The sequence below is a fragment of the Mesorhizobium sp. M4B.F.Ca.ET.143.01.1.1 genome (assembly GCF_004792275.1).
GTDB classification, from domain to species: Bacteria; Pseudomonadota; Alphaproteobacteria; order Rhizobiales; family Rhizobiaceae; genus Mesorhizobium; species Mesorhizobium abyssinicae.
This window is the reverse complement of sequence record NZ_SRSR01000014.1, coordinates 127705-145924: the sequence shown is the minus strand read 5'-3', so window position 1 is coordinate 145924 and position 18220 is coordinate 127705. Positions and strand designations below refer to the sequence as shown.

Below are 18220 nucleotides of genomic sequence, written 5' to 3'. Positions count from 1 at the left end.
ATTGATCCCGATCAACTGCGACGCGCGCCGAAGGCGTAAGCTTCAACCGATCAATCGGTGGACACGAAGATGAAGCTCCTGATCGCTGCAGTTTCCACAAGCCTGGCCTTCAATGCGTCAACTGCGCAGGAAATGAGCTACGGCCAGGCGGAATACCTGAACTCCTGCGCGGTCTGCCATGGTCTCGATGGCAAAGGCGACGGCCCCTTGGGCGACGAACTGATGAAGCGCCCGGCCGACCTGACGCGTCTCTCGAAAAACAATGGTGGCGAATTTCCGTATTGGCGCGTCTTTGCCATGATCGACGGCCGCACCATGGTGCCCGAACATGGCGAGCGCGATATGCCGGTCTGGGGCCGCCAATTCCTGCCCGATGACGTCAGGAAATACGGGCCAAGCGCCGGAGAAATCGTCACCACGGAACGGATCCACAACCTGGCAGGCTACGTCCAGACACTGCAGCGATAGACGCCAGGTGGAACGTTCTCGCGGGCACCGCGCAGAGGAGCCATGCAATGATCGTTGAAAGGCAGGAAGCCGCGGGCGCGCTGCTGCTCGATCCCGCCACATATGGCGAGACCGGACCAGTGGAAGTGGTTGAAACCCATATCTCGCGCATCTTCCTGGTCGGCCGACACGCCTTCAAGCTCAAGCGAGCGGTCAAGCTGCCCTATGTCGATTTCTCGACGCCTGCCCTCCGCCTCACCGCCTGCGAGAAGGAAGTGGAGCTCAATTCGAAGACCGCGCCGGGCCTTTATGCGGGTGTGCGACGGATCACGCGAGGGATCGACGGCAGGCTCGCGTTCGACGGAGCCGGAGAGCTGGTTGATGCCGCAATCGAAATGGTGCGCTTCGACCAGTCGAAGCTTCTCGATCGAATGGCGGTCGCAGGCCAACTGACGCCCGCGCTGCTGACGACGGTCGCGGGCATGATTGCGCGATACCATCGCGGCGCGTCGGAGATCCACACAGGCAGCGGGTCATCGAACCTCGCTGACGTGATCGACATCAACGCGGCCGGCTTTGCTACCAGCCATGTCTTTCAAACAGACGAGATTGAGCAGTTCACCGAGGCCTTTCGTATCGCCCTCGCCCGCCATTCCGCCCTCCTCGACCGGCGAGAGGCCGCGGGCAAGATCCGCCGCTGCCACGGCGATCTGCATCTGCGCAATATCTGCCTGTTCGACGGCGGGCCCCGGCTCTTCGACTGCATCGAATTCAATGACAAGATAGCCGGCATCGATGTACTCTACGACCTCGCCTTCCTGTTGATGGACCTCTGGCACCGGGGCTTTCCGGAATTCGCCAATCTGGTGATGAACCGCTACCTAGACGAAGCCGACGACGAGGACGGGTTCATCCTGCTGCCTTTTTTCATGGCGGTGCGAGCCGCGGTGCGCGCGCATGTCACTGCAACGCAGGTAGAGGAAGGCAGCTCCGACTCCGAGAGGCTGGTTGCCGAGGCCAGGTCGTATTTCGAACTCGCCCGAACTCTGCTCAGAAGCGAGCCTCCGCGGCTGATCGCGATCGGCGGCCTGAGCGGCTCCGGCAAGACGACCGTCGCCGAGGCGCTCGCCCCCTATGTCGGCGCGCCGCCTGGCGCGCGCATTGTCGAGAGCGACCGCATCCGTAAAGCCATGCATGGGGTGCCCGCCGAAACGACGTTGCCGGACAGGGCCTATCGACCGGGCGTGTCGGAACGAGTCTATCGCCAAATGGTATGGCGCAGCGAATTGATCCTTTCCCAAGGCGGTTGCGTTGTCACTGATGCCGTATTCGACCGAGAGATAGACCGTGACCGGATTGAGAAGGTCGCCCGTGAGCGGGGCATCGCGTTTGCCGGATTTTGGTTGGCGGCGGACGCGCTCGTTCTCTGGCAGCGCGTGAGTGAGCGCAAGGGTGGCCCTTCCGACGCCACTGTCGACATACTCTCCCGGCAATTGCAGCGTCGCGAAGCTCAGACCACCTGGCGCAGGGTCGAGGCCGATCGAAAGCTCACCGACATCACCGCTGAATTGCTGGATTGCTTGCTATCTGCTTCTTCCTCTTCTCGGAGCGTCTCTTTGAAGGAAGCATCGTAAGAAGAAGCTATCGCGTTCAGCCGACCTCCAAGGTTGCCAACGACAGGCCTGCCTGGTCGGGGTGGTGCGCGATGGAGAAGCCGAATTCGCGACACATAGCCAACATCTTGCTGTTTTCGCTAAGCATTATACCTTCGATTCGGTTGATCTTGTCTGCCCTGGCATAGTCGATGATCTGCCTGAGCAGTTCCCAGCCAAGGCCGTGGCCCTGCAGGTCCGTACGGACCAACAACGCATATTCTCCGACCCTATGGTCAGGATCGCAGGAAAGCCGGCCGACCCCGGCCAGCGCGCCGGTGCCCGCCTCCAGCGCGACGAAAGCGATATCACGGTCATAGTCGAGTTGGGTCAACCGCTTGAGCATCTGGTCCGGGAAGTTCCTGCGCGGGGATAGGAACCGCAGGCGCAGATCGTCCGGCGAAATCCTCGCCAGGAATTCGGGATAGAGCACAATGTCGGCCGGCTTTATCGGCCGGATATGATAGCGGGCGCCGTCCGCGGAAAAATCCCTGCTCCAGCCTGATGGGTAGGGCCTTATTGCGAGCGCCGGGTTTGGCGCTGGCTGCTCCACGCGTTCTGGATCGATCTCGATGCGGGCATCGAGCGCGATCACGCCGTCGGCATCAGCCAGCAGCGGGTTGATGTCCATTGAGACGAGACATGGAAAATCGACGACCATTTGCGACAGCCCGTTGAGCGCGGCGATGATTGCCCCACGATCGGCCGGTTGGCGACCGCGATAACCGGCAAGCAGCCGGCTGATGCGCGTCTGTTCGATCAGGTCGCCCGCGAGAACATCGTCGAGTGGCGGCAAGGCGATCGCTGTGTCATCCAGCACCTCGACCGCCACTCCGCCGGAGCCGAACAGGATGACCGGACCGAAGATCGGATCCCGGCTCATGCCGAGGATGAGTTCCTGGGCGTATCTTCGCACCACCATGGGCTGGATGGCATAGCCTTCAACAGTGGCTGTCGGAGCCTGCTTGCGCAACCGGGCCCGGATCGCGGTTGCGGCGTCCCTAGCGACAGAGGCGGCGGCAATATTGAGCACTACCCCGCCAATGTCCGACTTATGCGAAATTGCCTTCGACCACAGCTTGACGACGACAAGTTCGGACGTTTTGAGCAGGTGTCTGGCAGCCGCCTCTACCTCGGCAGGAGATCTGGCGACGATCGTCTCGGGCACGGCAATGCCATAGGCGGAAATAACGGCCTTGGCCTCCGGCTCCGTCAGCATGCGCCGTCGCTCGCTCGCCACTTGTCTGAATATGGCAAGCACGGTGTCGCGGCCGCCGACTGTATCCTCGCGGCGGCTCGATGGCGTGCGCAGCAGCGCCCGCTGAGCTTGCGACCAGTCGCTGAGGTAGGAAACGGCGATTGCGGCGTCTGCAGGCGTCTCGAAGCTGGCCACTCCGGCACCCTGCAGGACACGCCGGCCCTCGCGCGCCGTGCGTTCTCCCAGCCAGCAGCCCAATACCGGCTTTCCGCAGATCCTGCCTGCCTTGGCAAGTTCGGCCACCGCACCTGCCGCCGCGAGCGGCGAGCCAAGTCCCGTCGGGCAGTTCATCACCAGGACGACGTCAGTTCCAGGGTCTGCCGCGACGGCTTCGACCGCAGCCTTGTAGCGCTCGGGCGCCGCATCGCCGACGATGTCCACCGGATTGGCGTGCGACCATGTGCGCGGCAACACGTCGTTCAATCGCTCGATCGTTGTCTGCGAAAGCTCGGCCAGCTCGCCATTGCCGTCGACGAGTTGGTCGACGGCGAGCACGCCTGCGCCACCGCCGTTGGTGACGATACCGACACGGGCTCGTTCCAGAGGCGAGAAGCGGGCGATCGTTTCAGCGGCATCGAACAATTCAGCGAGACCTTTCACGCGCAAGATGCCCGCCCGCCGGAGAGCTGCCTCCACTACCCGATCGGCTCCTGAAAGTGCGCCGGTGTGCGTCGCCGCGGCCTTTGCCGCCAACTCATGCCGACCCGGCTTTATCGCGATGACCGGCTTGATGCGTGCGGCCGCCCGTGCCGCAGACATGAACTTGCGCGGATTGGGTACGGTTTCGAGATACATAACGATGGCCCTCGTGCGCGCGTCGCCAGCCAGCATGTCGAGGCAATCTCCAACATCGACATCCGCCATGTCGCCCAGCGAGACGATTTGCGAGAAGCCGATATTGTTGTCCGCCGCCCAGTCGATCAGCGAAGTGGCAATGGCGCCGGATTGCGACAACAGGGCTATGTTGCCGGGTCTGGCTGCCATATGCGCGAAACCGGCGTTGAGCTTTTTGGGCGGGAGCATCAGACCAACCGTATTCGGCCCTATGATGCGTAAGAGTGTGGGCCTGGCGGCATCAAGCATCGCCTGGCGCAAACCGTTTTCGCGCGTAAGCCCCGCAGTCAGGACGACTGCCGCTCGTGTCCCCTTCTCCCCGAGGTCGCGCACGATACCGGGGACCGTCTCTGGTGGCGTGACGACTACCCCCAGATCCGGAACGCCCGGCAATTCGGCCGCTGTCGCATAGCAGCGTCGCCCAGCCACTTGCGAATATTTCGGATTGACCGGCCAGATCTCGCCCTCGAAGCCGCCGTTGACGATGTTGTCGAAGACGACACGACCGACAGAGCCGTCGTGCACCGATGCGCCGAACACGGCAACCGACTTCGGGGCGAAAGCATGTTCGAGATTTCGGATCGTCACCCCTGTTTCTCCGTTCGTGGCGATAGTTGCCGGTCGATCTTGCCCGTTCATTGCGTTGGATCAAAGTCGCCTTCGGTTGTCGCTTTCAACTGCGGGGGTTCTGCCGCGGCCGGTTGCCCCAGACGACTGCTCGCAATGCGACTGGCACCAGGTCGTCTCAGGGCGCGAAAGGTGATCGCGGCGCAAACCGAAACCTCTGGCGGTTGACCAAAATCAAGGCCCACAAGATCGGCAAGCATAGAGTTCAGCGGAAGCCGTCTACGAACCGCTGAAAGGATAAGGTGATGGCGAAGAGAACGGACAAGATCGAGGTCGGCATGGATCTGGCCGTGAGGTGCCGCGTCACCGACACCTGGCAGGACGATCTAGGTGACCAGTGGGCCACGGTCCTGATCGAGGGCTACGACGTCCCGATCACGTTAAAGGTGGTCCATTTCTTTCCGTTAAACGACGGCGGCTAATCGTTTGCATGAGGCGGCACAGGGCTGCGCTTCACCACATGATCGCGACAGAGCGGGCCAGCATCCGCGTGAGGTGGCACGCTGAAACCTGGTGGCCAGCGCTCCCCCGTTGATCGAGCGAGACCGGATAGACGAAGACCCGGCTTCGCGACCTCCGGTGCCTTAGATAAAATCGGAAAGCATCGCATGAACGAGTCCGCCCTGCGACGCGCATTGCTGGTCATCGCCATCCTGGGCCTGGCCATCGGGTTATGGATCAGGCAATTCGGCTTTGGATCCATCGAGGCAGGCACGGTCTGGACGGTGGCGACCTTGCCCGTAGTGGTGGCTCTCGCCATTTCCATCTTGCGCGACTTCTGGATCGGCCGTTTCGGTGTCGATGCGATCGCGCTGGTCTCAATGTCCGCGGCACTGCTCCTGGACCAGCCCTTGGCCGCAGTTGTGGTGGCGATAATGTATGCTGGCGGCACAGTGCTCGAGGATTTTGCCCGCGGTCGGGCCGAGCGGAACCTTAAGGCGCTGACCGACCGGGCGCCGCGCGTCGCACATCGAAAGTCGGCACAAAGTACAGATACGATCTCCGTGGATCAGGTTTCCGTCGGCGAAGAACTCCTGGTGCGAACCGGCGAATTGTTGCCTGTCGATGGGATCCTGCTCGATGCTTCGGCGTCTGTTGACGAGTCGGCGGTAACAGGAGAGCCGCTGCCGGTACGGCGAAGCGCCGGCGATGCGCTGCGCAGCGGCACCCTCAATGCCGGCGAGCCCTTCAGCATGCGGGCTTCCGCTCTGGCTGAACAGAGTACCTATGCGGCGATCGTGCGCATGGTCGCCGCGGCGCAGACTGCGAAAGCGCCGTTCATCCGCATGGCCGACCGCTTTGCCCTGTTCCTGTTGCCAGCCACCCTACTGGTCTCGGGTACCGCATGGTATGCATCCGGCGATCCGATCAGGGCGCTTGCGGTTCTCGTTGTCGCGACGCCTTGTCCGCTCATCCTTGCTGCCCCTGTCGCCTTCATTGGCGGCGTTTCGCGCGCCGCGCGTGCCGGCATCTTGATGAAAGGTAGTGCGGCATTAGAAGCCCTCGCGCAGGCGCGCACCGCGATTTTCGACAAGACCGGGACCTTGACCATCGGTGGCGCCGAGCTCGTCGAGATCGACGTTGCACCTGGCGACGAAGCTGACCAGTTGCTGCAGTCGTTGGCATCGTTGGAGCAGGCCTCGCACCATGTGCTCGCCGACTCGATTATCCGCGCGGCCCGCGGCAGACAGCTGATGCTTTCACATCCGCATGGCGTCCATGAATATCGCGGAGCGGGGTTGAAAGGGCAGGTTGGCAATGTATCGGTCCTTGCAGGATCGCGAATGCTGGTGCTCGCCGGCAGGCCGCTGCCCCGCTGGACGCTATGCGGTGAGGAGCAATACCGGAACGAGCCCGTGCTCAGGGTCTTCGTGGCGTTCGACGGGCGCCTTGCCGGCGTATTCACCTTCGGAGATGCCCTGCGTGCGGATGCTCGCGATGCGCTCGGCACCCTCCGCTCCGCCGGCATCGAGCGTATGGTCATGCTCACCGGCGATGACGGCGCCGCGGCAGAGCGAGTGTCGGCATTGCTTGGCCTCGATGCCGTCATCGCCGATGCAACTCCGGCGAAAAAGGTTGCGACGGTCGAAGCCGAGAAGGCCCTGGCACCGACAATGATGGTGGGCGACGGCGTCAACGATGCCCCTGCCCTCGCCGCCGCAACGGTCGGCATCGCCTTGGGCGCCCGCGGCGCTACCGCCTCTTCCGCAGCCGCAGACATTGTCGTTTTGACCGACAGGCTGCAGCCAGTCGCCGAGGCTGTCGAGATTGCCCGGCGAACACGGACGATTGCCCTGCAAAGCATCATCGTCGGGCTGGCGCTTTCGGGGATGGCAATGGCAGCGGCGGCCATGGGACAGATCACTCCGGTTGCCGGAGCACTGCTGCAAGAGGGGATCGACGTGGCGGTTATCCTGAATGCGCTACGCGCCCTGGGCAATGGACATCTCGGACGCCGATGACCGATGATACGAAGCGGATGGATGGATAGCACCATGACGCAGCAGGATTTGGTGGTTTGCAGCAAATGCGGCGGGGTCAATCGCCTGCCGGCAATCCGCAATGCCAAGGCTGCGAAATGCGGAAAGTGCGGGAACAGGCTGTTTTCTGGTCATCCTGAGGACGTCGATGCCCAGGTTTTTGATCGACAGATCACGCGAAGCAATCTGCCCGTTGTCGTCGATATCTGGGCACCCTGGTGCGGCCCGTGCAAGATGATGGCACCGGCCTATGAAGCGGCAGCGCAGGAACTGGAGCCGCATGTCCGGCTGATCAAGCTGAATTCGGACAGGGAACAAGCCGTCGCTGCCAGGCTTGGTATCCGCGGCATCCCGACCATGATCCTGTTCCACGGCGGGCAAGAGGTTGCGCGCGTCTCCGGCGCGATGAGTGCTAGGCAAATCGTCAGGTGGGTTCGCGACCACCTGCCGATGGCCACAGCCTGAGAGCCGCAACCTCATGGATACGCTCATAGCCCGGCTCGGACTCGCCTTGGCAATAGGTCTACTCGTCGGATTGGAGCGCGGCTGGCGGGAGCGCGATGCACCCGATCGCAGCCGGACGGCCGGAATTCGGACGTTCGGCATATCAGGCCTACTCGGCGGCATTGTGACAGCTCTGGCCAACGCGCTTGGCGCTGTATCCGTTCTGGTCGGCGGGTTCATCGCCTTTGCGGCAATCTTCGCCTGGTACAAGGCACGCGAGGCGGCCCACGACGAGGATTTCAGCGTTACGAGCGTCATCGCCGGCCTAGGCGTCTTCGCGCTTGGTGCGCTTTCGGTCGCCGGTGACTATCGGGCCGCGGCGGCTGGCGGGGCAGCTCTCGCGGCCGTCCTTGCAAGTCGCGAAATCCTGCACGGTCTCTTGCGGCGTCTGACCTGGATTGAACTTCGTTCGGCCTTGATGCTTGCGGTGATGACCGCGATCGTTCTGCCGTTGCTGCCAAATCGCACGATGGACCCATGGGGTGGGTTCAACCCTTGGGAGGTCTGGTTCCTCACAGTGCTGATGGCCTCGATATCGTTCGCCGGCTATGTGGCCATCCGCGTCCTCGGTGGTACGCGCGGCCTGCTCGTCAGTTCGCTCGCCGGTGCGGTCGTCTCCTCCACCGCGGTGACCATGACCCTTGCTCGCAGTGCCGCTTCTGCCGCCAATCCTCTGCCGCTCGCGGGCGCGGCTTCGCTTGCCGCGATGGTTTCGATTTTGCGCGTTTGCACTGTAGTTCTGGCCATCGAGCCAAGCCTATTGGCCACGGTCGGCTTGCCGGCCCTTGCCGCGTCGGTCGCATTCGCCCTATGCGGAATTTTCCTGCTGACCAACCATGGCCGGGATCCAGAAAAGGGCACCCCGGCGCGCAATCCATTTGAGCTGGGCCCGCTGCTGCTGTTTGCCATGCTTTTCGCGATCGTTTCGACCGCAAGCGCCGCGTTGGCAGCTCAGTTCGGCGGACACGGGTTGCTGGCGAGCTCAGCGCTTGCGGGAATGTTCGATGTCGACGTTTCAGTGCTGAGCGCATTGCGTTTGGTGAAGCATTCGGTCTCCGTTGAAGCCGTCGGCCTGGCGGTGCTGACAGCACTCACTGCAAACGCGATCGGCCGCCTGTCGCTGGCGGCATTTGCTGGTCCAGTGAGGTTCTGGCTGCCTCTGGCTGGCATCACGCTGGTCGCAGCGGCAGCAGGCTGTTTCACCATGCTTGTGCCCTAACGAGAACTCTCCTTTGACACGGATCAAGGCTGGCACCCGTGGCCGCGCTATGGATCACATCAAAGGAGTTCGCGATGACCAGTTTGCAGGACCTCACCCCGAAATTCCGCCATGTGCGGTTGCTGCTTGCTCGCGAGAAGGGTCACCCGGAAGGGGATCGCGAGGAAGGCTATGATGTACTTGCTCCCTTAACCAGCGAAGGCAGGATTGACGCGGAAGAATGGAAATCGCACCGGGCCGCCTGCCGCGTGCGCCGTTTTTGCACTGGCGAGGACGACTTGATCGGCCGCCTCCGCCGCAAGCCGGGCGGGCAATGGTATTTCGACTATGCCGAAGGCGATCGCGATGACGAGACCGGTTTTCATCTTGGCGACGAACGCTTCGTGACAGGCGAATATGTTTCGATCGAACGCAACGGAGCCATGCACACCTACAAGGTGGCAAGGGTCGAGCGCCCGTAACACCGCCACGCCAGGCTTCCCAGGTGCAGACCATGTCGCGTCGCATCCTCATTGTGGTCGGTCATCCCGACCCATCCCCCGACCGGCTCTGTCGCTCTCTTGCGCAGGCCTACGCCGAGGGGGCGGAGCAGGCACAGCACAGCGTCCGCCGGATCGATATCGCGGCAATTGATTTTCCAGTGCTGCGGACAATGCAGGAATTCGAACACGGCGCCGTCCCCAACAGCCTCCAGCATGCCGCTGAAGCGATTGTCTGGGCGGAGCATATCGTGTTTGTCTTCCCACTCTGGCTCGGGACCATGCCGGCTTTGCTCAAGGCATTTCTGGAACAGGTCATGCGGCCGGGGACCGCCTTTGCTTACCCGGACAAGGGCGGCGGCTTTGCCAGGACGTTGCTTCGTGGTCGCTCCGCTCGCGTGGTGGCAACGATGGGCATGCCATCCGCTCTCTACCGGCTTTGGTTCTTCAGCCACGGCATCGCCGGCATGCGGCGAAGCATCTTGCATTTTGTCGGCATCAGACCGGTGCGGGAGACCCTGTTCGGGATGGTCGCGGGCGCCAGCGACAGGACCAGAGCAAGATGGATCGGGCAGATGCGCAAGCTAGGGGAGCGAGGGCTATAGCATGGCGATCCGCAAACCGGGACATTTCTGCCCCCCACAGGGGCCGTTTCTTCAGGGCCTATGGATCGACGGTGAATTCGGCCCACATGCCGGCGCCATAGTGACCAGGCACGTTGCAGATAAGCAGGTATTTTCCTGCCTTCAGTTCGACGGTCAATGTGCCTGATTTGCCGGGATCGAGCTCAGAAACCTCGCCCTTGTCACCAGCCCTGTCTTCATCGACCCTGTTCTCGGCCTCGAGGTAAGGAAGCGGCTTGCCGGGATCGGCGAGGTACATCACTATCATTTCGTGAACGGTGTCTTTGGAGTCGTTGGTCACCTTGAATGTGACCTCTCCGGCCTTCACCGCACCCGGCGAAGCCTTGATACCCATGGTCGCCTTGGTGAGATCGAGTCCTGGCGCTGCATAGGCGATCCCCGTCGGCATCTGCACGTCCGCGCCCTTGTCCCACAGCGAAATCTGGACAAGCGTCGCAGCCTGGGCTCCGCGATCGCCGACCATCAGCATTGCAGCAGCCAGCCCGAGCGCTATTCTCTTCAATATGGTTTTCATGGCGAACCTCCTTCAGGACGGCGGCAGAAAGCGCTCTACGTCCTGATTGTCATCCTGTTCGCGGAGTCCCGCGCCGTCCTTGCGCCAAATCAAACTGATCGGCGCGACTCATTAGCGGCGCCGGTGCAACTGCCAGCCAGTTTGAGGGTGTAGATCGGTGCCGTGACGGATCGTCAGGTAATGCCCGCCGGTTGGGCTTTACGGCCGCGCGCCAACCATTTGCCGCTTGACCCACGTCAAGGCCCCCGACCTGTTTCCTGTTCAATATCCCCCATCAAAGTTTCAAATTGGGGAGAGCATCATGGCTACGGCTGGAATCGATATCCCGATCCGAAAAGTCACGTCGACGACTTCTGCCAAGCTTCGACTGGGTTCCCTGACCGCATTGGTAATCGGCTCGATGGTGGGCTCCGGCGTGTTCAGCCTGCCGCAGAACATGGCGACCGGCGCCGGCCCTCTTGCGATCCTGATTGGCTGGGCGATCACCGCGGTTGGGATGCTGGCGCTTGTTTTCGTCTATCAGTTGCTCGCGGTAAGGCGACCAGAACTCGACGCGGGTCCCTACGCCTACGCCAAGGCCGGCTTCGGTCCCTTCATCGGCTTCAACAGCGCCTGGGGTTACTGGATCAGCGCCTGGGTCGGCAATGTCTCCTATGCGGTGATCGTGTTCAGCGCTTTGTCCTACTTCTTTCCAGCTTTCGGCGACGGCAATACCTGGCAGGCGGTGCTCGGCGCGTCTGTCCTGTTGTGGCTGATCCACGTCCTGGTTCTGGCAGGCATCCGTCAGGCAGCAGTCGTCAACTTGGTCGTCACGGTGGCGAAGATTGCTCCTGTGGTGCTGTTTGTCGGGATCGTCGCTGTGGCTTTCAAGCTTCAGGTCTGGTCTCTCGACTTCAGCGGGCTTGGCAACGCCAGTCTCGGCTCGATTGCCGCACAGGTGAAGAGCACGATGCTGGTGACGCTGTGGGTCTTCATCGGCATCGAGGGAGCAAGCGTATTTTCAGCCCGTGCGGAACGCCGCAGCGACATCGCGAAGGCGACTGTTCTCGGATTCTTCACCTGCCTCGCTCTCTACGCGCTGGTTTCGCTGCTGTCGCTCGGCATCCTCAGCCAAACTGAGCTCGCCGCGTTGAAGAACCCCTCCATGGCAGGTGTCCTGGAGGCGGTTGTCGGACCGTGGGGCGCCATCCTCATCAACATCGCGCTTGTTGTGTCCGTGGTCGGCGCGTTCCTGAGTTGGACGCTGCTTGCCGCGGAAATTCCGCACGTTGCCGGCAAAGACGGCACGATGCCGAAGTTCTTCGGCCACGAGAGCGAGCGGGGCGTGCCGTCGACCTCGCTCCTGATCACCAACCTGCTCGTGCAGGCGTTCCTGGTTATCACGCTGTTCGCACAGAGCACCTACCAGGCACTGTTCTATATCGCGTCGGCAGCCATTCTCGTACCTTACATCTTCTCCGGGGCCTACGCGGCCAAGCTCGCATTGACCGGAGAGAGTTATGAGAATGGCGAGCAACGCGCTGGCCCCCTTTTCGCTGGCATATTGGCGACAGTGTACGGCCTGTGGCTCGTCTACGCGGCAGGACCGGCATATCTGTTCATGTGCGCGATCCTTTATGCGCCCGGCATCATTCTCTACGTCTGGGCACGTCGCGAAACCAACCAGCGTGTCTTCCATCCTGTGGAAGCTGCTGTCGCTGCAGCCCTCGTCGCTGTCGCCATCCTGGCCGTCTACGAGATGTGGACCGGCGCTATCAGCCCGCTCTGAAGGACGCACGATGACAGGCCTGGGAGTCCATTCCGAAGTCGGCCGCCTGCGCGAGGTGATGGTCCATCGACCGGACCTCAGCCTGCGCAGGCTCACGCCCGAGAACTGCAAGGCGCTGCTGTTCGACGACGTATTGTGGGTCAAGCGCGCACGCCAGGAACATGACGTCTTCGTCGATGCGTTGCGCGAACGCGGCGTGGTGGTGCACTCCTTTGGAGAGCTCCTTGCGGAGGCCATGACCATCAGCAAGGCGCGCGACTGGCTTCTCGATCGCCGGGTCCATCCCGGTGTCGTCGGACTGGATATGGTCGACGAGTTGCGTGGATGGCTAAACGACATGCCACCGGAGCAGCTGGCGTCCTTTCTAGTCGGCGGCATTGCCCGTGCCGAGCTTCCTTTCCAGCCGAAGGGACTGACCGGAAGGACACTTGCTCCCCAGGACTTCGTGCTTCCGCCGCTGCCGAACCAGCTTTTCACGCGCGACAGTTCCTGCTGGATCTACGGATCAGTTTCGGTCAACGCCATGTACTGGCCGGCGAGGCGCCCGGAGGCGGCCAACGTGGAAGCAGTGTACCGCTTCCATCCCCGTTTTCGCGACAGCGGCCTCCCCTTCGTATCGCCAGGTTTGGGAACAGGCACCAGTCTGGAAGGTGGAGACGTGATGCCGATCGGCGGCGGAACAGTGCTTGTCGGAATGGGAGAACGTACCACGCCGCAAGCCGTGGGCGACCTCGCACGCAGCCTGTTCGCGGCCGGTGAAGCGACACGCGTCATCGCAGCCCTGATGCCGCGGGACCGCAGTTTCATGCATCTCGACACCGTCTTCACCTTCTGCGACCGCGACCTGGTGACCATGTACCCGCCGGTGGTCGACCGCCTGCGAACCTTCTCTCTGCGACCGGGCGATGGCGAGGCGGCCGTCAAGGTCACGGATGAGACGGAGCCTTTCACGGCAGTGGTTGCAGAAGCGCTTGGACTGAATTCGCTGCGCATCATCGCCACCGGTGGCGACCGTTACGAGGCCGAGCGCGAGCAATGGGACGACGGCAACAACGTCGTTGCCGTCGAACCCGGCGTCGTCATCGGCTACGACCGCAATGTCTATACCAACACGCTGCTGCGTCGCGCCGGGATTGAAGTGATCACCGTTGAAGGCGCTGAACTCAGCCGTGGTCGGGGCGGCGGCCACTGTATGACCTGCCCGATTGCCCGCGATCCGATTTGACCGGAAAGGAAATTCCCGATGTCGATCAACCTTCACGGCCGCTCGGTGCTCACGCTCGACGATCTCACGGCCGACGAGATCCGCTTTCTTCTGAAACTGGCCGCCGACCTCAAGGCGGCCAAGCTCGCGGGCCACGAGATACCGCGTCTCATCAGGAAGAATATCGCGCTGATCTTCGAGAAGGACTCGACGCGCACCAGAACCGGATTCGAGGTGGCGGCCTATGATCAGGGCGCCCACGTCACCTATTTCGGCCCCACCGGCAGCCATATCGGCCACAAGGAATCCATGAAGGATACAGCGCGCGTGCTCGGCCGCATGTACGATGCGATCGAGTATCGCGGTTTTGGCCAGCACCAGGCCGAACTGCTTGCCGCGCACGCGGGCGTGCCCGTCTACAACGGCCTTACCGACGAAGCGCATCCGACACAGATCCTCGCCGATTTCATGACCATGCGCGAGTTCACGCACAAGCACCTTTCGGACATGAACGTCACCTTCGTCGGCGAAGGACGTGACAATGTCGCGCTGTCGCTGGCACTGGGCGCAGCCAAGGTCGGCATCGACATGCGCATTGCCTCGCCAAGGGAACTTTGGCCGGACGAGGAATTCTGCGCCCATGTCAGAGACCTTGCAGCACAAAGCAGCGGCCGCTTCAGGCTGGACGAAGACGTGATGGGCTGCGTCCAGGGCGCCGACTTTGTCTACACCGACGTGTGGATGTCGATGGGTGAGGACAAATCGGGCTGGGCCGAGCGTATCCGCCTTTTGACGCCCTATCGGGTCACGAGCGAAGTGATGGCTGCCGCGGGCAACCCTCATGTCAAGTTCATGCATTGCCTGCCGGCATTCCACGACACCGACACCGAGATAGGCGCGTTCATCGCGAAGGAGTATGGCATCGACTGCATGGAGGTCACTGACGAGGTGTTTGAATCGGGCGCATCGATCGTCTTCGACCAGGCCGAAAACCGCATGCATACGATCAAGGCCCTGCTCGTCGCCACGATCGGCAACTGAGATGCTGATCGTCGTTGCACTCGGAGGTAACGCGCTGCTGCGCCGCGGCGAACCGATGACCGCCGAAAACCAGCGTGCCAACATCAAGCGCGCCGCATCCGTACTCGGGGCACTCGTCGGCGAAGGGCACTCGATTGTAGTCACGCATGGCAACGGCCCGCAGGTGGGGCTTCTGGCCCTCCAGGCGGCGGCCGCTCCGGATGGCGGCGCATTCCCACTCGACGTCCTTGGCGCTGAAAGCGCTGGCATGATCGGCTATGTGATTGAGCAGGAGCTCGGCAACCTCTTAAAGGAAAGGCTGTTCGCGACGCTGCTGACGCAGGTGAAAGTCGACCCGTACGATCCGGCTTTCGCTCACCCGACGAAGCCGATCGGCCCGGTCTATGACGAGGACACAGCACATAGGCTTGCCCACGAACGCAGCTGGCAGATCGCGCCCGATGGCGATAAGTGGCGCCGGGTCGTGCCCTCGCCCAGGCCGCTGGAGATTCTTGAAGGCTCCGTGATTTCGTTTCTCGTCGAACGCGGCGTCATCGTCATTTGCACGGGCGGCGGCGGAGTCCCGGTGATAGCGCGGGACGACGGCAGCCTGTGCGGCGTAGAAGCCGTTATCGACAAGGATCTGGCGAGTTCACTTCTCGCGCGCCAGCTGAAGGCCGACATGCTGCTGATGCTGACCGATGTCGATGCGGTCTATAGTGGCCACGGCACCGCCACCGCCCGCGCGCTCCGTCGGGTTGCAACGACCGAGATATCGGGGCGGGATTTTGCGGCCGGCTCCATGGGGCCGAAGGTCAGCTCCGCAATCGAGTTCGCTGATGCAACGGGCAAACCTGCAGCGATCGGCAAGCTCGATGATGCCAGCGAAATCGTCAGAGGAGAGCGCGGCACACGGTTCGAAGCCGCCGCTCGTCCCGCTCAGCCTTTCAAAGGGACTGCCCGAGCCCCCGTCGTCGCGAAATAACGGGCTGCGTCTTTCGCCATCCGGCCAGTACACCAGCGCGCGTATGCATTCGCAAAGATCAGGCCAAGCCAACGGGACGGTTCCGCCTCCGGCAGGTCGTATTCGATGAAGACTCGAAGCCGGGACCCTCTCGCCTCGGGCACTATTTCGAAACCCATCCGATAGCGGCCGATCACCCATAGACTTGGCGCTCCGATGGTCTCCCAGACCTTCAGTTTGGGCGGCGTCCGGATTGTAACCACCTGTTCGGCGGACAGCGCAATTCCAAGTATTTTTCCATGGAATCCGAACTTGGAGCCGATCAAGCGGGCTTCGCCTGCATCGAATTCGTAGTGCATTTTCGAACCGAGCATCATCCATGACGAGGTGCTCATATGAGCACCCAGATGCCTGTGGTCATCAAGATAGGCAAACACGGTCTCAGCCGCGCATTCTATTCCGACGATAGTCTCGTTGGAGCGGGACATTGCTGGCATCGTCTCACCTCCGGGTTCGTCCTAACGCGCGCGAACACGCCGCCCATGTTCATCGGGATGTGCATGACACTGTGGGTTTTCGCTTTCACAAACCGCTTGCCCTTGAAGTGCAGGTGCTACCGTCCCAGCCCTCGCGATTGAACCTGGGGCAGCAACCCGTGGTATTCACGCTGTCGTCGTATCGGGGCGTTTCATTCGTCCGCATGGTCCTCCTCCAGATTGGATCGATCCCATCACGCAGGTAACGCGTCCCGTCGTCATTGATCTTCGTCAACATGGCCCTTGATCGCGATTGATACGTATCAAGGCCGACCGACGGGATGCCTGTTAGCTCAGACTGGCCAACAGATTTCGGAGACGGTCATGGCCCATAAACAAGTACTGTTCCGCTCAGCCGCACGCGAAAAGATCCTTCGCGGCGCGACACAGCTCGCCGATGCCGTGCGCGTGACGCTCGGGCCGCGCTCGAAATCTGTACTGATCGAAAAAAGATGGGGTGCCCCGATCGTTTGCAACGACGGGGTGACGATCGCCAAGGAATTCGACCTGAAGGACCCGGAAGAAAATCTCGGCGCCAGGATGCTGAGACAAGCAGCCGAGAAGACCGGCGATATGGTTGGCGACGGCACCAGCACATCGACCATCCTCGCTCACGCGATGTTTGCCGATGGCGTTCGCAATGTCGTCGCCGGCGCCAGCGCGATCGACATCAAGCGCGGCCTCGATCGCGCCACCAAGCGCGCGATCGAGACACTCAAGCAAATATCTCGACCGGTCTCGACCCGGCGCGAAAAGGAACAGGTGGCCACGATCTCGGCGCACAACGACCCGCTCATCGGCCAGTTGGTTGGCGAGGCGATTGAAAAGGTCGGCGGTGAAGGAGTCATTACGGTCGAAGAGTCGAAGACCACTGAAACCGTTCTGGACGTCGTCGAAGGCATGCAGTTCGATCGCGGGTTCCTTTCACCGTATTTCGTGACCGATCCCGAGAAGATGGAAGCGGTCCTGGAAGACGCGCTGGTGCTGATCGTGGAGAAGAAAATCGCTTCGCTGAACGATCTCATCAAGTTGCTGGAAGCCGTGGCCAAGTCGGGCTCGCCTCTGCTGGTTGTCGCCGAAGAAGTCGAAGGCGAGGCGCTTGCCACGCTCATCGTCAATCAAATCCGGGGCACCTTCAAGAACTGTGCAGTCAAGGCGCCCGGTTTCGGCGATCGGCGCAAGGCTATGCTGCAGGACATAGCTGTGCTGACAGACGCTCAGGTCATCTCCGAGGATATTGGCCTCAAGCTCGAAAATGTCACGATGGCGCAGTTGGGGCGTGCCAAACGCGTGGTCGTCGATAAGGACAACACGACGATCATCGGCGGTGGCGGAGACGCCAAGGCAATCAAGGGTCGCGTAGAGCAGATCCGGCGCGAGATCGAGAGCACGACCAGCGACTACGATCGCGAAAAGCTGCAAGAGCGGCTGGCTAAGCTTGCCGGCGGTGTTGCCGTCATAAAAGTCGGGGCTCCAACCGAGGCCGAAATGAAGTCGAAGAAGGAGGCACTAGACGACGCTATCAGCGCCACCAAGGCTGCGGTTGCCGAGGGCGTGGTGCCTGGCGGCGGGCTTGCGCTGCTGCGCTGCATCGCCACGGTAGCTGATGAAGAAAAACTGTCCGAGGGCGACGAGAGGACCGGCGTGCAGATACTCCGGCGCGCTCTCGAAACGCCTGTCCGGCAGATTGCCGAGAATTCGGCTGTCGACGGTGGCGTGGTTATCGCCAAGATGATCGAGGGGTCGGGAAACTTTGGCTTCGATGCCGGACGCAAAGAGTATGTTGACCTCGTCGAAGCCGGCATCATCGATCCAACCAAGGTGGTGCGCATCGCACTTGAAAACGCCGTCTCGGTCGCCAGTGTTCTGCTCTTGACCGAAGCGACCATGACGGAAATCCCCGAACCGGCCAAGGAGCGTGCTCTCGAACCGGAAATGACGATGTAGGTCGTGCGCCGGGCACCCTCCATAGGTCGAAAAGGCGATGACGATGCGCCGCCGCGGCAGGCAGCGCGGCTGGTGATCACAAGTGTCGTGACCGAACCTCAAACGACCGTGCGACAAGCATGC

Annotated in this window: 16 protein-coding genes; 13 read left to right on the top strand and 3 right to left on the bottom strand. The window is 61.9% G+C overall.

What is annotated here, in order from left to right:
* The first annotated feature begins 69 nt into the window (after window positions 1-69).
* Window positions 70-468, top strand: coding sequence for a cytochrome c (locus EN786_RS27830; RefSeq protein ID WP_127282015.1), 399 nt, complete (start codon window positions 70-72; stop codon window positions 466-468).
* Between the two features lie 47 nt (window positions 469-515).
* Window positions 516-2081, top strand: a complete 1566-nt coding sequence (locus tag EN786_RS27825) for a bifunctional aminoglycoside phosphotransferase/ATP-binding protein (RefSeq protein WP_127282014.1) — start codon at window positions 516-518, stop codon at window positions 2079-2081.
* Window positions 2082-2097: 16 nt separating this feature from the next.
* On the opposite strand, the gene EN786_RS27820 is transcribed toward EN786_RS27825, so the two are convergent.
* A complete protein-coding gene (locus EN786_RS27820; RefSeq protein WP_128271877.1) occupies window positions 2098-4779 on the bottom strand; it encodes a bifunctional acetate--CoA ligase family protein/GNAT family N-acetyltransferase in 2682 nt (893 codons plus the stop codon).
* A gap of 284 nt (window positions 4780-5063) precedes the next feature.
* Here EN786_RS27820 and EN786_RS37865 point away from each other — a divergent pair, with 284 nt between their 5' ends.
* The 6 genes from EN786_RS37865 to EN786_RS27795 all read left to right on the top strand — a co-directional run bounded on the left by EN786_RS37865 (window position 5064) and on the right by EN786_RS27795 (window position 10105).
* Entirely contained in the window at window positions 5064-5240 is a 177-nt protein-coding gene (locus EN786_RS37865; protein ID WP_187331232.1) for a hypothetical protein, read from the top strand.
* Window positions 5241-5426: 186 nt separating this feature from the next.
* Window positions 5427-7280 (top strand): heavy metal translocating P-type ATPase, encoded by a 1854-nt coding sequence (locus EN786_RS27815; RefSeq protein ID WP_127311863.1) that lies wholly within the window; start codon window positions 5427-5429, stop codon window positions 7278-7280.
* A 33-nt stretch (window positions 7281-7313) separates the two neighbouring features.
* Window positions 7314-7763 carry a thioredoxin TrxC gene (trxC, locus tag EN786_RS27810; RefSeq protein ID WP_127311862.1) on the top strand — a complete coding sequence of 150 codons (450 nt, stop codon included), beginning with the start codon at window positions 7314-7316 and terminating at the stop codon, window positions 7761-7763.
* 13 nt (window positions 7764-7776) lie between these two features.
* Entirely contained in the window at window positions 7777-9021 is a 1245-nt protein-coding gene (locus EN786_RS27805; protein WP_135909075.1) for an MgtC/SapB family protein, read from the top strand.
* Window positions 9022-9095: 74 nt separating this feature from the next.
* Window positions 9096-9482 carry a hypothetical protein gene (locus EN786_RS27800; protein ID WP_127282046.1) on the top strand — a complete coding sequence of 129 codons (387 nt, stop codon included), beginning with the start codon at window positions 9096-9098 and terminating at the stop codon, window positions 9480-9482.
* Between the two features lie 32 nt (window positions 9483-9514).
* Window positions 9515-10105: an NAD(P)H-dependent oxidoreductase gene (locus EN786_RS27795; RefSeq protein WP_127282009.1), complete on the top strand. Its 591-nt coding sequence runs from the start codon at window positions 9515-9517 to the stop codon at window positions 10103-10105.
* A 58-nt stretch (window positions 10106-10163) separates the two neighbouring features.
* Here EN786_RS27795 and EN786_RS27790 read toward each other — a convergent pair whose 3' ends face one another.
* Window positions 10164-10613, bottom strand: a complete 450-nt coding sequence (locus tag EN786_RS27790; protein WP_245478175.1) for a sulfocyanin-like copper-binding protein — start codon at window positions 10611-10613, stop codon at window positions 10164-10166.
* A gap of 346 nt (window positions 10614-10959) precedes the next feature.
* Between EN786_RS27790 and arcD the strand changes: the two genes are divergently transcribed.
* The 4 genes from arcD to arcC are packed head-to-tail and all read left to right on the top strand — an operon-like array spanning window position 10960 to window position 15635.
* Window positions 10960-12426 (top strand): arginine-ornithine antiporter, encoded by a 1467-nt coding sequence (arcD, locus tag EN786_RS27785; RefSeq protein ID WP_127309459.1) that lies wholly within the window; start codon window positions 10960-10962, stop codon window positions 12424-12426.
* Window positions 12427-12436: 10 nt separating this feature from the next.
* Window positions 12437-13651 carry an arginine deiminase gene (locus EN786_RS27780; RefSeq protein ID WP_127309464.1) on the top strand — a complete coding sequence of 405 codons (1215 nt, stop codon included), beginning with the start codon at window positions 12437-12439 and terminating at the stop codon, window positions 13649-13651.
* 18 nt (window positions 13652-13669) lie between these two features.
* Window positions 13670-14671, top strand: a complete 1002-nt coding sequence (gene argF / locus EN786_RS27775; protein ID WP_127309458.1) for an ornithine carbamoyltransferase — start codon at window positions 13670-13672, stop codon at window positions 14669-14671.
* A 1-nt stretch (window position 14672) separates the two neighbouring features.
* Complete coding sequence (arcC, locus tag EN786_RS27770; RefSeq protein ID WP_127309457.1) at window positions 14673-15635, top strand: carbamate kinase; 963 nt, start codon at window positions 14673-14675, stop codon at window positions 15633-15635.
* Here arcC and EN786_RS27765 read toward each other — a convergent pair.
* Window positions 15590-16102 carry an SRPBCC family protein gene (locus tag EN786_RS27765; protein ID WP_127309456.1) on the bottom strand — a complete coding sequence of 171 codons (513 nt, stop codon included), beginning with the start codon at window positions 16100-16102 and terminating at the stop codon, window positions 15590-15592. The two genes, arcC and EN786_RS27765, sit on opposite strands and share 46 nt — an antisense overlap.
* A 372-nt stretch (window positions 16103-16474) precedes the next feature.
* Here EN786_RS27765 and groL point away from each other — a divergent pair, with 372 nt between their 5' ends.
* Complete coding sequence (groL, locus tag EN786_RS27755; RefSeq protein ID WP_127309463.1) at window positions 16475-18097, top strand: chaperonin GroEL; 1623 nt, start codon at window positions 16475-16477, stop codon at window positions 18095-18097.
* Window positions 18098-18220 lie beyond the last annotated feature (123 nt).

What these genes read in the sequence shown, in the direction of transcription:
- EN786_RS27830 (WP_127282015.1), top strand. Translation starts at nt 70, where the DNA reads ATGAAGCTCCTGATCGCTGCAGTTTCCACAAGCCTGGCCTTCAATGCG.
- EN786_RS27825 (WP_127282014.1), top strand. Translation starts at nt 516, where the DNA reads ATGATCGTTGAAAGGCAGGAAGCCGCGGGCGCGCTGCTGCTCGATCCC.
- EN786_RS37865 (WP_187331232.1), top strand. Translation starts at nt 5,064, where the DNA reads ATGGCGAAGAGAACGGACAAGATCGAGGTCGGCATGGATCTGGCCGTG.
- EN786_RS27815 (WP_127311863.1), top strand. Translation starts at nt 5,427, where the DNA reads ATGAACGAGTCCGCCCTGCGACGCGCATTGCTGGTCATCGCCATCCTG.
- trxC (WP_127311862.1), top strand. Translation starts at nt 7,314, where the DNA reads ATGACGCAGCAGGATTTGGTGGTTTGCAGCAAATGCGGCGGGGTCAAT.
- EN786_RS27805 (WP_135909075.1), top strand. Translation starts at nt 7,777, where the DNA reads ATGGATACGCTCATAGCCCGGCTCGGACTCGCCTTGGCAATAGGTCTA.
- EN786_RS27800 (WP_127282046.1), top strand. Translation starts at nt 9,096, where the DNA reads ATGACCAGTTTGCAGGACCTCACCCCGAAATTCCGCCATGTGCGGTTG.
- EN786_RS27795 (WP_127282009.1), top strand. Translation starts at nt 9,515, where the DNA reads ATGTCGCGTCGCATCCTCATTGTGGTCGGTCATCCCGACCCATCCCCC.
- EN786_RS27790 (WP_245478175.1), bottom strand. Translation starts at nt 10,613, where the DNA reads ATGCTGATGGTCGGCGATCGCGGAGCCCAGGCTGCGACGCTTGTCCAG.
- arcD (WP_127309459.1), top strand. Translation starts at nt 10,960, where the DNA reads ATGGCTACGGCTGGAATCGATATCCCGATCCGAAAAGTCACGTCGACG.
- EN786_RS27780 (WP_127309464.1), top strand. Translation starts at nt 12,437, where the DNA reads ATGACAGGCCTGGGAGTCCATTCCGAAGTCGGCCGCCTGCGCGAGGTG.
- argF (WP_127309458.1), top strand. Translation starts at nt 13,670, where the DNA reads ATGTCGATCAACCTTCACGGCCGCTCGGTGCTCACGCTCGACGATCTC.
- arcC (WP_127309457.1), top strand. Translation starts at nt 14,673, where the DNA reads ATGCTGATCGTCGTTGCACTCGGAGGTAACGCGCTGCTGCGCCGCGGC.
- EN786_RS27765 (WP_127309456.1), bottom strand. Translation starts at nt 16,102, where the DNA reads ATGTCCCGCTCCAACGAGACTATCGTCGGAATAGAATGCGCGGCTGAG.
- groL (WP_127309463.1), top strand. Translation starts at nt 16,475, where the DNA reads ATGGCCCATAAACAAGTACTGTTCCGCTCAGCCGCACGCGAAAAGATC.